This is a genomic window from Streptomyces viridiviolaceus (assembly GCF_014650995.1).
Classification (GTDB): Bacteria; Actinomycetota; Actinomycetes; order Streptomycetales; family Streptomycetaceae; genus Streptomyces; species Streptomyces viridiviolaceus.
Genome location: NZ_BMWA01000034.1, coordinates 76,464 through 89,828, shown reverse-complemented (window position 1 = coordinate 89,828; position 13,365 = coordinate 76,464). Strand labels below are relative to the sequence as shown.

The following is a 13,365-nucleotide window of genomic DNA, read 5'->3' as shown; positions in this document are numbered from 1 at the left end:
CGGCCCCGATACCCACGGTGCGGCCCACACCGGTGACCAGGGCGACCGGGCGGGTGGCGGGAGTCGTCCGGCCGGGGTCGGGGTGGTCTTGATCTTGATCGGCGCTCGTCGTCACGGTCTCGGATCTTCCCTGGCCGACGCTGAAGCGTCAAACGCTTTTGCCGTGACCAGCGAGGCCCGGCTCGGACGGTTCCGCCTTCGACGGCCTGCGCCTCATGCGGCCTGCCGGTGGGAGCCGCACGACCGGGCTCCCACCGCGATACCCCAGTGGCCGCGTGCACGAGACGACATCACCGACAGGCGACGTCCACGGCCACCGGCATCACCCGCCCAGGGTTCAGCGCACGGCGAGTACGGTCTTGGCCGGGGCCCTTCGCTGTTCCAGAGCGCGGTGCGCGTCGGCGGCCTGCTCCAGCGGCAGCACGGCCGGTGCCGGCTCCCGCAGGACGTCACGGTGCGTCAGGCCGACCACCGCCGACAGCGCCGCGGCGACGCGGTCGGGCACGAGGTGCGCCACTCCGCCCAAACTGAGGCCGAGCACTTGCCTGCTGCCCAGCCACGCCGAGTCGGTCGACACCGGGTGCTCGTGGCCGCTGGCGTTGCCGAGCACGACCAACCGGCCGAAGGGGGCGAGCAGTTCGTAGGCGCGCCTGCTCAGCTCACCGCCGACGGGGTCGACGACGACGTCCACCTCCCCACTTCCGATGCTGCCGAGGTCGTCGCTGCGGACGGTGTGCGTCCACGGGCCGGTGGCGGACGGCCGGCCCGGGGTGCGGCCGAAGACACCGGTCACGGTGCGTGCCGGGTGGCCGGCGGCGATGCGTCCGGCGATGCTGCCCAGACCGCCGCTGGCGCCGAGCACGAGGACGTTGTCGTGCACGCCGAGCCGGGCCAGGTCGTGCAGGGCGAGCCAGGCGGTGACGCCGTTGACCAGGACGGCGGCCATGCGCGCCAGGTCGGCGTCGTCGGGCAGGCGGGTCGCCATCGCGGCGTGCGCCACGGCGACCTCGGCGTAGCCGCCCGCCCGCATGCCCCGGCCGAAGTCGTTCAGCAGCGCGGCCACCGGCTGCCCGGGCCGGAAGCCGACCACATCGGGTCCGACCTCGCGTACGTGACCGGTGACCTCGATCCCCGGCGTGAACGGCGTCGGCACCCCGAAGGCACCCGAGCGGAACAGGGTGTCCACGAAGCCGACGCCCGCGTACGCGACGTCGATCGCCAACTCGCCCGGTCCCGGTGAGGGCTCCGGCACCTCCGCGAGTTGAAGGGATTCCACCGGTCCAGGGGTCTTGACGACCACAGCGCGCATCATGCTCCTCCCGCGTCGGCCCATCCGACAGCCGCATCAACAGGGGCAGTCCTGCCCGCATTCCGCTGCGGAACCGATACCCGGCATCCATGGCCGCTCCCAGTGGCCGACGGTGGGTCACGGAACGTGTGATGCACCGTGGTCCCGGCCTGGCCCCGACTCGGGCCGCGCTCCCGGGGCGTCCGGAACCGCGGCCCGAGCAAGGTCAGGACCGGTGCGAGCGGGCCCGGTCCGCGAGCACCTTGATGGAGGCCAGGGCGATGAGTGACAGCGCGACGATGTAGCCGGAGACGGCCATCGAGGTCCCCGTCGCCTCCAGGAGCAGCACCATCATGAAGGGCGCGAGCCCTCCGCCGCCGACGGCCGCGATCTGGTAGCCGAGGGAGGCACCGGTGTAGCGCATCTCGGGCGTGAACAGCTCGGCGAACAGGGCGGCCTGGGGCCCATACATGATGCTGAGGAAGCAGCTGGCGACGAAGGTGCCGACGGCCAGCCACAGCAGCGAGCCGGTGTCGATCAGAAGGAACAGCGGTACGGCCCACAGGGCGATGCCGACCGCGCCGAGCGCGTAGATCCGGATGCGGCCGATCCGGTCGGACAGCGCGGCGGAGGCCGGGATCAGCACGAGCTGGGTGAGGCTGACGCAGAGCGAGACGGCGAGCACCGGACCGCGTTCCATGTCCAGTTCGCGGGTGGTGTAGTCGAGTACTCCGGTGATGAGGATGTAGAAGGTCGCGGTGTTCACGGCGAAGGACCCACCGGCCAGCAGCACCGTACCGAGGTGGCCGCGCAGGATCGTGCGCAGCGGGGAGGTGCGCTCGGTGTGCTCCTTCTCGGCCAAGGCGCGTTCGGCCTCGCGGAACTCCGGGGTCTCCTCGACGCGGGTGTGGATGTACCACGCCAGGCCGAGGACGAGGAGGCCGACCAGGAACGGCACCCGCCAGCCCCAGGCTTCGAACGCCGATTCGGAGGTGAGCGCGCCGGCCAGCAGGAAGACGCTGTTGGCGGTCACCACGCCGATGGGGACGCCGAGCTGGACGACACTGCCGTACACACCGCGCTTGCCCTCGGGGGCGTACTCGGTGGCGAGCAGCATCGCCCCGCCCCACTGGGCGCCGACCGCGACGCCCTGGGCGATACGGAGGAGGACCAGCAGGACCGGGGCGGCGACGCCGATCGTGTCGTACGTCGGGAGCAGGCCGATGCCGGTGGTGGCCAGGCCCATCAGGGTGAGGGCGAGGACCAGCATCGGCTTGCGGCCCTTCTTGTCACCGAGCTGGCCGGCGACGATGCCGCCGAGGGGGCGGGCCAGGAAGCCGACGGCGAAGGTGGCGAAGGCCGCCATGACCCCGGCGGCGGGGCTGCCGGCCGGGAAGTACAGGTCGCCGAGGACGAGGGCGGCGGCGATGCCGAAGACGAAGTAGTCGTACCACTCCACGGCCGAGGCGAGGGCGGCGGCCGTGGCCACACGGCGGCGGTTGGGGGCGGAAGGGGCAGTGGTGGGGACGGGCTGAGCGGACGGGGCTGTGTCCATGCGTACACGCTCCGGTGGGTGCGAGGGGGGACGTTCCCCGGGAACGTACTGACCGGACGGTATGTGGTCAATGGTCGTGCACGAGGTTTGCCGGACGGGTGGGGTGCCAGGTGCCAGGACCCTGCCCGGCGCCTCGGAAATTGCCAGGGCCACCCTCTCCCCACCAGGACGGCACCAGCTACGCACGCTGTCGTAGTCCGCCGCGGCAACTGCCCGGCCGAATGCCCGACCTTCGGCGCCACGCTCGGAATGGATCGGTCCGGCTCGGTCGTTGATGTTGCACATGACTTCCGCACGCAAACTGGGCACGTCCGATCTCGAGGTCTTCCCGCTCGCCCTCGGCGGCAACGTCTTCGGCTGGACCGCCGACGAGGAGCAGTCCTTCGCCGTCCTGGACGCGTACACGGCCGCCGGCGGCAACTTCGTCGACACCGCCGACTCCTACTCGGCGTGGGTCGAGGGCAACCGGGGCGGCGAGTCCGAGACCGTCATCGGCAAGTGGATCAAGGAACGCGGCAACCGCTCCGACGTGGTCATCGCCACCAAGGTCAGCCAGCACCCCGAGTTCCAGGGCCTGACAGCCGCCAACATCAAGGCCGCTGCCGACGCATCACTGCGGCGCCTGGGCACCGACCACATCGACCTGTACTACACCCACTACGACAAGCCGGACGTGCCGGTGGAGGAGATCATCGGCGCGTTGGACGAGCTGGTGAAGGCGGGCAAGGTCCGCCACATCGGCGCTTCCAACATCTCCGCAGAGCGCCTGCAGGCCTCCCTGGACTTCTCCGAGCGCGAGGGACTGGCCCGCTACGTGGCGCTCCAGCCCCACTACAACCTGGTCTCCCGCGACACCTACGAGGGTGAGCTGCAGCGCGTCGCCGAGCGGTCCGGCCTCGCCGCGGTCCCGTACTATGCGCTGGCCTCCGGCTTCCTGACCGGCAAGTACCGGCCGGGCACGACGGTGGAGAGCCCGCGGGCGGGGGGCGCCGCCGCGCACCTGAGGTCCGAGCGGGGACAGAAGGTCCTTTCCGCCCTGGACCAGGTCGCGCGGGCGCATGACGCCGAGGTCGCCTCCGTGGCCCTCGCCTGGCTCGCGGCCCGACCGACGGTCGCCGCCCCGATCGCCTCCGCCAGGACGGTCGACCAGCTCCCGGCCCTGCTGAAGATGACGGAGCTGCGCCTCACGGACGACGAGCTCGACAGCCTCACCGAAGCCTCCGCCTGACGGCCGTCGCGTTCTCTCGTACGGCGGTGGCACGCCCACATGGCAAGGCCGGCCACCGCCGTGCCCGTCGGGCCTGCGCCGGCGGAGTTGTGGGGCACGTGTGCTCGGCCCTGGTGTCGCGGCGGTCGAGGAAGGGGTGCGTCCGGCTCGGGGTCTGGCCGCGGAGGGCGGGATCTCGCGCGAGCCCCGCTTGACCTTGACACGGTGACAAGGTCTTCACTGTGGCCGAGGAGGTGGTCCGACGACCATGCCGAAACAGGACACGGACACGGACACGATGCGGGTTCTCCAGGGGCTGGAGGACAGCCGCTCGTCAGTGCGGCTGCGGGCAGCGCTGGTGGTCGGCACGACACCTGACCCGCGGTTCGTCGGCAAGCTCGTGGAACGGTGCGCGATCGAACCCGAGTTCTACGTGCGCGAAATGCTGACGTGGGCACTCACCCGCCACGCACCGTCTTCGACGGTTCCGGAGCTTGTCGACGAAGTCCGCTCCGAGCGTGCGCAGGCACGAAGCCAGGCGTTGCACACGCTGTCCAAGATCGGGGACCGGCAGGCATGGTCGGCGATCACGCGGGCGCTGCTGACCGACTCCGACGACGAGGTGGCGAGAAGCGCCTGGCGAGCTGCGGTCGCACTCGTGCCGGAAGGTGAAGAAGCCGAGTTGGCCGCCGTGTTGGCGACACAGCTCGGGCGCGGCGAACGTGAGACACAGCTGAGCCTCAGCCGGGCGCTCGTCGCTCTCGGCGAGGTGGTCACGCCGACCCTGCGCGCCGCCATGACGGCTCTCGACCCTCGCGTGCGTCAGCACGCGCTCGCCACGGAGCGCCTGCTGCGCGATCCGGATGCCGGATTCGAGTTCGCGATCGAGGAGGCGAAGCGCATCGTAGCCCTCGGCAGGAACAGCGAGGAGGGGTGACCGGCCATGCTGATCGGTGATGTGGCACGACGGTCCGGGGTCAGCGCCCGCATGCTCAGGCATTACGACTCGCTCGGCCTGGTCCGGCCGACGGGTCGTACCGGCGCCGGCTATCGCGAGTACTCGAGCGAGGACATCCGGAGGATCTTCCATATCGAGAGCCTGCGGTCTCTGGGGCTGTCGCTGCGCGAAGTCGGGCGCGCACTCGACGACCCCGACTTCGCGCCCTCGGAGCTCGTCGACGACCTCATCCGCCAGACGCGAGAACGCATCGCAGCGGAAACGGAACTGCTGACGCGTCTGCGTCGGATCGGTGCCGCTGAACCCGCCGGCTGGCAGGAGGTCCTCCAGATCGTGGCGCTCCTCCACGCGTTGGGCTCGAAGAGTGCCGGGACGCGCCAGCGCGCGGCCTTGTCCTCGGTCGAGGAGGTTCCGGTGCCGGCGGAAGCACTGGCCGAGGCGGTGCTGAGCGAGGCGGACCCCAACGTTGCCGGTGCCCTTCGATGGGCTTTGGCGCAATCGGGCGGTGGCGGACTGGCACTGCTGGCGGAGGGCCTCGGCGCACCGGTGGCCGAGGTGCGGAGACGTGCCGTCCAGGCCATCGCCGAGATTCCTGAAGATGAGGCGACCGCAGTGCTGCATGACGCCCTGAGGAACCCCGACATCGTCGTCCGCAGGTATGCGGCTCTCGCGCTCGGACCGCGTGGGGCGGCCGACGCGATCCCCACCCTCATCGACATGATCGTCGAGGAGGCCAATGACGTCGATGCAGCCGATGCACTGAGCACGCTGGCAAGTCGTCCCGCGTTGGCCGATCAGATCGCCACCGGGCTCATCGACTGCCTCACCCACGGCGCCGTCGAACCGTCCGCACGGCGACGGCTGACACAGGCGCTCGCGGACATCCCGGGGACCACCCCGACCCGTGCGCTCGAAGATCTGTCGCGTGACGAGGACCGTGCCGTTGCGCTGACCGCCACGTACATTCTCGAACTGCGCAACGGGCGATGACGGATCTGTCCTGGGTGCTGTGTGCGTGAACGAGGAGATGCCTGATGGCAGAGACACGCCAACGCAGCACCGCCGGGTCCCCCCGGGAAGCACGGCGGCAGGTGGCCGACTCTGCGCTCGGCCACCTGCCGCTCGTCGTCCTCGTCTGCGCTGCCCGCGCCGACCGGGTTCGCCGGTGACCCGAGTGAACAGCCGCGCGGACCGAGGCGACAGGGGCTTCAGCAGCCGCCGCAGTTGTAGTACAGGACGTCCCAGTGGTTGCCCTCGTCGGCGTAGATGTTGCCGGAGCCGGACCGGTACTGGGCGGCGCCGTCCCCGCGCAGACCGATGTAGGTGAAGTTGTTCTTGATGTAGTTGCCGATGCAGGTGGTCTTGCTGTAGTCGAGCTTGTAGCCGTTCCAGTGCGAGTACGTTCCCGAGGCGTGCCCGGTCTCGGTCCCGCCGGTGATGTTCAGCGCGCAGCCGCTGGCCCGCTTGAGGGTCTGGGCGCCCTGTGCGGTGGCGAGGTTCAGCTGCTCGAACGACGTACAGGTGGCGTTGTTGCGGTCGGAGCAGCCGCCGGACGACGACCAGGTGATGCCGACCGAGCTGAACATCGAGGTGGCGGTGGCGTGGCTGATCTTGGTCACGGTGACGGCGGCGGACGCGGCACCGGAGCCACCCACGACGACGGCGCCGGGGGCCACGATCAGGGCGAGCGTGGCGAGGACCGAGCGGACCCTCGGTGCTCTTCGGGAAGAAGTGGAGGCACGGCGCCGGGACTTCAGGGCGTTCATGCAGACCCTCCATGGGGGGAAGTCACGATGAAGGTGGGGCGACTGTTCAGGAGGTGCCCACAGATAGTGCCCGAGTTCTACGCGTGTCCGCCAGAGGGCCCGCCATACGACGGCGCCTCCCTGCGGCCGGCCCGTTCTCAGCGGCATGTTCACAGTGGCATCACACGCCCTGGCCCGCTCATGCCGATCTTGTGCAGCTTTGCAGTCGACGGCATGGAACCCGGACGAGCCCACCCATCTCGCTGCGCAGCATCCTTCGGCTCCGTGATAACACGGAGTGACCAGACAGAGAGGGGCTACGACTTCATGGGTATCTTCAGCCGCCGCCAGACCGCCGTCATCGAGCCGACGTCGGCTGCCGGTACCCGCACCCCCGCCGCGGACGGCACGACCGCCGGGGCCGCGTTGGACCCGGCACTTCGAGCGCTGACCGGGCGATGGACTGTCGACCGCCCGCACAGCCGCATCGGATTCTCCGTCCGGCACGCGATGGTGACGACGGTTCGGGGTGCTTTCACCGACTACGACAGCACACTGTACTTCGACGGGGCGCGGCCCTCGGAGTCGCGGGCTGAACTCGTCATCAGGGTCGCCAGCGTCGACACGGGCGTGGAACAGCGGGACGCGCACCTCATCGGCGCCGACTTCTTCGACGTACGGCGCTACCCGGAGATGGTGTTCCGCAGCACATCCACCATCCATGAGGGCGGGGAGACCTTCCGCATGACGGGAGATCTGACCATCCGTGACGTCACCCGGCCCGTCGACCTGCAACTCGACTACCTCGGCTCGGTCATGGATCCGTTCGGCTACGAGCGAGCCGGCTTCGACGGCACCACCACCATCGACCGCACCGAGTGGGGCCTGGTCTACAACCAGCGCCTCAAGGCGGGCGGCACCATGGTGAGCGAAAAGGTCCGGCTGCAGTTCGACATCTCCGCGATCCGAGCCACGTCATAGCCGCCCCGGTCACTCCGCCACATGCCTCACGCCCCTGCCTGTCGCCGCGGGGGGCCACATCGTTCACCTGCTGTGCACGATGAATCACCCAGTGGGATCACGCGGCTTGCGGGATCGCGGCGCGCGAGCACCGGTCACTTCGCGCAGGCGCCATCTCATGATCTGCGGAACAATGGGGGTTTCTCCGCTGCTGCACGCCAAGCTTCCCCGGCAAGTGGCCAGACCGGAAGGAGCAGCATGAGGAAGAGCAGATGGGCCACCGTGGTCGCAGCGCTGTGCACCACCGCAACACTCGGCCTGGTGGTGCCGCATCCAGCCGTGGCCGCCCCCGATCCCTGTTCCTACGTGTCACCGACTCATCGGCCCCTCCTCACGTACGGTGACAACGGTGCGGCAGTCCAGCAGGCCCAGTGCCTGAGCAACGTCTGGGGAGGCGAGCCGCCCAAGCTGGCCGTCGACGGAGACTTCGACTCCGCCACCTTGGAGAAGATCCAGTGGATCCAGATCTGCCACGGCCTGCCGCCGAACGGCGTCATCGAGGGCCGCACATGGCAGGTGCTCGAGCACCCGGCACTGGATTGCTACCACCCCTATCCGCCCTGAGCACCCCTCGCCCGTTCGAGCGGCCGGGTCGGGACGGATCACCCAGGGGCGAGTGGGGACGGTGGCGGATCAAGCCACTGAGGCGGTGGTTCCGCCATGCCGACGACGTGCCCGTCCACGACCTGTATGTGTGCCGCCCACCCCAGCGCTGCGAGGGCGCCGGTGAGCGTCGGGGCGTCGTGGAACACTTTGACGATGCGGTACTGACTGCCGTCGTCGAGTCGGCGCAGCACCGTGGGAACGGGCTCCGCGGCGATGCCTTCCTCGCCTGCGGCCGCGGCGGGGCCGTCGTCGACGAAGACCGCCTTGCCGCCCGGTGCGAGCATGGCGGAGACGGCGTCCCAGAAGGCGGGCAACCGCGTCGGCGGGACATGGGAGAGCCAGAAAGCGAAGAACACCGTGTCGTAGCGCTGCGTCGGCCGCCAGTCGAACACGTCGGCCAGGAGGAACTGCACGTTGGAGGATGCGGTACGTGCACGCGCGATGGTCAGCGCCTCCAGGGACGCGTCGACAGCCGTCACCGCATGCGCTCGGGCGGCCAGCAGCGAGGTCCACTGGCCCGTTCCGCAGGCCAGTTCCAGTACGTCCCCGCCGACCGGGAGGTCATCGACCATGGCCAGCAACCGCTGCAGGTCGTCGCGTTGTGCGTAGGGCCGGTCGTACTCAGCCGCTCCTGCGCGGTAGTAGGCGATCTGTTGCGCCAACAGGGCATCGTCGTCACTGTTCATGACCAGAAGGGTCAGGTCTGCCCGTAGGGCAGGGTCAACCTCCGAAGCACTGAACGGGCTCGTCGTCCGATCCTCCGGGCACACCGGGTCGACGGCCAGCTCGGCACCTCCCCGTAACGCATCAGAGGCAGGGACTTGAACCCCCCGAAAGCCTCGCCGATCGCGTCGTACTGCTGCACGCTCATGTGCCGCCCCGGCAGGGAGTTCAAGCGGCGCGGCGCCGCGGATGTCCTCGGAGTCGACATCTCCGTCGAGATGATCGCCGCCGCACGGGAGAGCGAGCGGCGCGAGTCGCTGGGGGTGCTCTACGAGGTCGGTGACGTGGCCGAGCTGGGGCCTCTCGGCCGGCGCTTCGACATCGCGCTGGCAGTGCAGTGCCTCACTACGCGGAGGACATCGCGTCGATGGAGCGGATGTGCCGCAACGTGCACCGGAGCCTGGTGCCGGGCGGCGAGTTCTTCGTGCTCGCCCAGAGGCCCGACTACCGGTTCGACAACCGGTCCCTGGACACGTACGGGTTCCGCTGCGAGCCGACCGGCGAGGAGGTCGAGACGGGTCCCCGGGTGCGGGTCACGGCCCTGCTCGACCCGCAGCCGATCAGCATCGTCACCACGGCCCCGCGCCGCGAGGTCTACGAGAGGTGTCTGCGGGCGAGCGGGTTCAGCGAGGTGGAGTGGGTGCCGCTGCACGTGTCCGAGGCCGGCGTCCGTGAGTTCGGCGAGGACTTCTGGGCGGACCTCCTCGCGAACCCGCCGCTGGAGATGCTGCGCTGCCGCGCCTGACCGGCCGATCGGCCGGCCTCGAAGCAGGCTGGGGAGCGACCAAGTGCGCCGGCGCCGGGACGCCGGGGTGCTCCTCAGCCTGCCGGGCGGGGGCCCGTGTCTCGGGGAGGCGACTCACCCGGCGGTGCAGGCCGTACCCCGGAGCCGGCACCCCCTCGGTGGCCCGCCGGTCCGCCCGGACGCCCCAACTGGCGCACGACGACCACCGCGACCTCGGTCGGCGGCGTCGGCTGCGGTCGCTCTGGCCGGCGTCACCTCCGCTGGGCCCGGTCCGCTGCCTCGTGGTCCGCGGCACCGACCGCCATCACGATCCGGGACCGGCTGTGCAGGCGCAATGAGACGGTGACGAGGGCGATCGCGGCCAGGGTCATCGCCGCGCCCGCCCAGGCCGTGGCAGCGAAGCCCAGGCCCGCGTCGATCACCGTGCCGCCGAGCCAAGGACCGCCGGTGTTCCCCAGATTGAACGCGGCGGTCGTCGTCGCGCCCGCGAGCGTGGGAGCGGCGCCAGCCACGTTGAACATGCGCGCGTTGAGTGCCGGGGCCGTGTAGAACGCGGATACGCCGAGCAGGAACGACAGAGCGATCACGACGGCCGGGCTCGACGCGAAGACCGCCAGGGCCACCAGGAGCACGGTCGAGGCGGTGATGCCGGAGAGCAGCACGCCGAAGAGGTGCGCGTCGGCGATCCGGCCGCCGATGGTCGTACCGACCAGCGCTCCGATGCCGAACAGCGCAAGCACCATGGGCACCCAGCCGTCCTGGAGTCCCGCCACGTCCGTGAGGAGCGGCGCCAGGTACGAAAAGGCACAGAACACGCCGCCCGCCGCGAGTGCGGTCACCGTGATGGACAGCCACACCTGGCGGTCACGGTAGATCGACAGCTCGCTCTTCAACCTGGGCTGCCGCTCGGGCAGCGGGATGCGCGGGATCAGTGCCACCACCCCGACGAGCGCGATCGCGGACGCCGCACCCACGGCCCAGAACGCGGACCGCCAACCCAGGTGCTCGCCGAGGAACGCTCCCGCCGGGACACCGAGGACGTTGGCGATCGACAGTCCACCGATCATCACCGCCATCGCGCGGGCCCGCGCGTTCGTCGGCACCATGGCGATGGCGACCGCCGCACCGACCGCCCAGAACCCGGCGCACGCCAGCGCGCTGACGACGCGTGAGGCGAAGAGGATCTCGTACGTCGGTGCCAGTGCGCCCGCCACCTGACCCAGGCCGAACACCGAGATCAGCGTGACCAGCGTGGTCTTCCGCGGCAGCCGCAGCGTCGCGACCGCGAGCAGGGGCGCACCGACCACCATGCCGACCGCGAACGCCGAAATAAGCAACCCGGCCTGCGGGATCGACACCCCCACGTCCTCCGCGATGGGCGGAAGCAGCCCGGAGAGCATGAACTCACTGGTGCCGAGGGCGAACACGGACAGGCCGAGTATGTAGACGGCGACCGGCATACGGGGTGCCGACTGCACGGAAGGATTGGGCATGAACGGTGTCAACGACCCCCCTCTTCCTGCCATTCCCTCACCGGCCGACATCTCACGATGCGGGCGCCGGTCATCTGGCGGTGTCGGCTCTCCACGCCCGAGCGCTCACCGCCGGTGCCGATCTGTGGCCGCCCCCTAGCGGGCCGCGACGGGGGCCTGCGCGGAGCGGTGGTGCAGCCGGGCCGCCAGTACCGCGACGTCGTCCTCCGCGTGCCGGGCGTCGAGGCGGGTGAGCACCATGTCGAGGAGGTCCTCGACAGCCGAGGCGGCGCCGAGGTCGAGGTGGGCGAGTCGGTCCAGGGACTGGTCGATGTCCTCGCCGCGGCGCTCGACGAGCCCGTCGGTGAAGAGGAGCAGTGTCTGGTCGGAGTCGAGCCGGTAGGTGGCCCGCTCGTAGCCGCCCAGGCCGGTCCCCAGAGGTGGACCGACCGGCACCGGCAGCAATGAGGTACGGCCGTGCCTCTCGACCACTGCCGGCGGCAGGTGGCCGGCGCTGGCGCAGGTCACCTGGCCGCGATTGGGATCGATCTGCGCTATGAGGCAGGTGGCCGGCCTGCGCTCCGGCTCATTGGAGGCGAGGTCGTCGAGCTGACGCAGAATGCGGTGCGGTGGCAGGTCGGAGGAGGCGGTGTAGCGAAGGGAGGAGCGGTAGGCGTTCATGTCGACGGCGGCCTCCAGACCGTGTCCCATGACGTCGCCGACGACGAGCAGCGTACGGCCGAAGTGGAGCCGCACCGTCTCGCACCAGTCTCCGCCGATCAGGGTGTTCTGCCCGACGGGGAGATAGCGGATGGCCACGTCCAGATTGGGATGGGGCCGACCCGGCTCCGACAGCAGAGCACGCTGCAGCTTGCCCACCATGCCGCTCACCGCGTCGTACTCGCGGGCGTGCCGTACATGGGAGGCGGCCGTGGCGGCGAGAAGGGCCACGGCTTCGACCTCCGCCTGGGTGAAGGTCGCCTCCTCCCGGCCGCTCACCAGCACGCCGTAGCGCTGGCCGCTGGCGGTGATCAGCGGCACGCACAGTACGCGCCGGCCGTTCCCGAGCACCGGACGGGATCCGCCCTCGCCTCGGCCCGGGGCCTGGGCGGCGGCCCACCCGGGGGCGGGCAACTCCGCGGGGTTGCCGACGACGGCCTCGTACCGCGGGCCGGCTTCGCCGCCGATGTCCAGCACGGCCGCCGCACCCCCGACCAGCCTGGCGACCTCCCGGGTGAGCTCCGCGCACGTGGCGTCCTCGTCGAGCGTGGTGCCGATCCGCACCGCCGCGCGCAACGCGCTCAGCCGGGACGGTGCGTCGGCGTCCGCCGCAGCGTCGCCGCCGGGCTCAGCCGCACCTGCCAGCGCCGGTCCGGGATGCGACTCGTGCCATCTCGCCACACCCACCACCCTATGCATGCGGCAACGGGCATGGGTAACACAAACGTTTCACAGGGCCGAACAAGCAGGTCTGTACCCGCACCGAGGCACGGCACGGCCGACGGGCAGGGCCCCGGCGCTGCCGGACTGCTCCGGTCGGCGGCGGATGCGTCACCGAAGGCTTCGGCGCAGCAGTCTGCGCATCCGGCGGAGCGGACGCGCGGGCCCGCGGAGCCGGGTGCGGTCCGCTCCGCCCAGAGGGGAGTCCGGCATCGGATACCGGCGTCCGGCGATCTCCAGCACGCACGTGGCGGTGTGGCCGGCGGCATCGCCGATGCGGAGAGTCACGTCGAACGGCTGGGGCGGGTCACCGGGCAGCTCGGCGGCGAGCGCGACCGTGTGCCTGCGGTGTCCCGCCGGTGTGCGCTGGTAGCCGACCGTCTTGCCGTCCACGAGCAGCTCGGTCTCGCGCGTCGCATGGCGTGTCTGCACGGTCACTGAGTGACCGGCCACATCCAGGTGGAAGCGGTGGGCACGGGTCACGGCACACCTCCCAGGCGTGCGAGGGCGGCACTGTTATCAGCGTAAGCGGGACAGGGCACCGGAACGGCAGGTGCGAGGACGGCGCACTGCGTCCCATGCCGTCCGACCACTGGCCCTTCCCGG

At 70.6% G+C, this 13,365-nt stretch carries 14 protein-coding genes and 1 pseudogene; 8 read left to right on the top strand and 7 right to left on the bottom strand.

Going from position 1 to position 13,365, the window contains the following annotated elements:
* Positions 1 to 337 precede the first annotated feature (337 nt).
* Together IE260_RS35670 and IE260_RS35665 are read right to left on the bottom strand one after the other, a co-directional pair.
* Positions 338 to 1,312, bottom strand: a complete 975-nt coding sequence (locus IE260_RS35670) for a quinone oxidoreductase family protein (protein WP_189879612.1) — start codon at positions 1,310 to 1,312, stop codon at positions 338 to 340.
* Between the two features lie 202 nt (positions 1,313 to 1,514).
* Positions 1,515 to 2,843, bottom strand: a complete 1,329-nt coding sequence (locus tag IE260_RS35665; RefSeq protein ID WP_189879611.1) for an MFS transporter — start codon at positions 2,841 to 2,843, stop codon at positions 1,515 to 1,517.
* Between the two features lie 283 nt (positions 2,844 to 3,126).
* On the opposite strand from IE260_RS35665, the gene IE260_RS35660 reads away from it, so the two are divergent.
* The 4 genes from IE260_RS35660 (at position 3,127) to IE260_RS42710 (ending at position 6,177) form a co-directional block, all read left to right on the top strand.
* Positions 3,127 to 4,071 (top strand): aldo/keto reductase, encoded by a 945-nt coding sequence (locus tag IE260_RS35660; protein WP_189879608.1) that lies wholly within the window; start codon positions 3,127 to 3,129, stop codon positions 4,069 to 4,071.
* A gap of 247 nt (positions 4,072 to 4,318) precedes the next feature.
* Positions 4,319 to 4,987, top strand: a complete 669-nt coding sequence (locus tag IE260_RS35655) for a HEAT repeat domain-containing protein (RefSeq protein ID WP_189879606.1) — start codon at positions 4,319 to 4,321, stop codon at positions 4,985 to 4,987.
* Between the two features lie 6 nt (positions 4,988 to 4,993).
* On the top strand, positions 4,994 to 5,998 hold the full coding sequence (locus IE260_RS35650; protein ID WP_189879604.1) for a HEAT repeat domain-containing protein: 1,005 nt from the start codon (positions 4,994 to 4,996) through the stop codon (positions 5,996 to 5,998).
* A gap of 44 nt (positions 5,999 to 6,042) precedes the next feature.
* Positions 6,043 to 6,177, top strand: coding sequence for a hypothetical protein (locus IE260_RS42710; protein ID WP_268254978.1), 135 nt, complete (start codon positions 6,043 to 6,045; stop codon positions 6,175 to 6,177).
* 39 nt (positions 6,178 to 6,216) lie between these two features.
* Here IE260_RS42710 and IE260_RS35645 read toward each other — a convergent pair whose 3' ends face one another.
* Entirely contained in the window at positions 6,217 to 6,774 is a 558-nt protein-coding gene (locus IE260_RS35645) for a hypothetical protein (RefSeq protein WP_189879602.1), read from the bottom strand.
* Positions 6,775 to 7,080: 306 nt separating this feature from the next.
* On the opposite strand from IE260_RS35645, the gene IE260_RS35640 reads away from it, so the two are divergent.
* Positions 7,081 to 7,734, top strand: a complete 654-nt coding sequence (locus IE260_RS35640; protein ID WP_189879600.1) for a YceI family protein — start codon at positions 7,081 to 7,083, stop codon at positions 7,732 to 7,734.
* A 237-nt stretch (positions 7,735 to 7,971) separates the two neighbouring features.
* On the top strand, positions 7,972 to 8,337 hold the full coding sequence (locus tag IE260_RS35635; protein ID WP_189879598.1) for a peptidoglycan-binding domain-containing protein: 366 nt from the start codon (positions 7,972 to 7,974) through the stop codon (positions 8,335 to 8,337).
* A 38-nt stretch (positions 8,338 to 8,375) separates the two neighbouring features.
* Here IE260_RS35635 and IE260_RS35630 read toward each other — a convergent pair whose 3' ends face one another.
* Entirely contained in the window at positions 8,376 to 9,065 is a 690-nt protein-coding gene (locus IE260_RS35630) for a class I SAM-dependent methyltransferase (protein WP_189879595.1), read from the bottom strand.
* Positions 9,066 to 9,248: 183 nt separating this feature from the next.
* Between IE260_RS35630 and IE260_RS42880 the strand changes: the two are divergent.
* Positions 9,249 to 9,392: pseudogene (locus tag IE260_RS42880) on the top strand (class I SAM-dependent methyltransferase); the annotation flags it as partial.
* A gap of 47 nt (positions 9,393 to 9,439) precedes the next feature.
* Entirely contained in the window at positions 9,440 to 9,847 is a 408-nt protein-coding gene (locus IE260_RS35625; protein WP_229881633.1) for a hypothetical protein, read from the top strand.
* 251 nt (positions 9,848 to 10,098) lie between these two features.
* Here the strand turns inward: IE260_RS35625 and IE260_RS35620 are convergent, their stop codons facing one another.
* From IE260_RS35620 to IE260_RS35610, 3 genes are all read right to left on the bottom strand, one after another.
* Complete coding sequence (locus IE260_RS35620; RefSeq protein ID WP_189879626.1) at positions 10,099 to 11,307, bottom strand: Cmx/CmrA family chloramphenicol efflux MFS transporter; 1,209 nt, start codon at positions 11,305 to 11,307, stop codon at positions 10,099 to 10,101.
* A gap of 168 nt (positions 11,308 to 11,475) precedes the next feature.
* Positions 11,476 to 12,720, bottom strand: coding sequence for a PP2C family protein-serine/threonine phosphatase (locus IE260_RS35615; protein ID WP_229881632.1), 1,245 nt, complete (start codon positions 12,718 to 12,720; stop codon positions 11,476 to 11,478).
* Between the two features lie 150 nt (positions 12,721 to 12,870).
* On the bottom strand, positions 12,871 to 13,242 hold the full coding sequence (locus IE260_RS35610; RefSeq protein WP_189879591.1) for a hypothetical protein: 372 nt from the start codon (positions 13,240 to 13,242) through the stop codon (positions 12,871 to 12,873).
* Between the last annotated feature and the right edge of the window lie 123 nt (positions 13,243 to 13,365).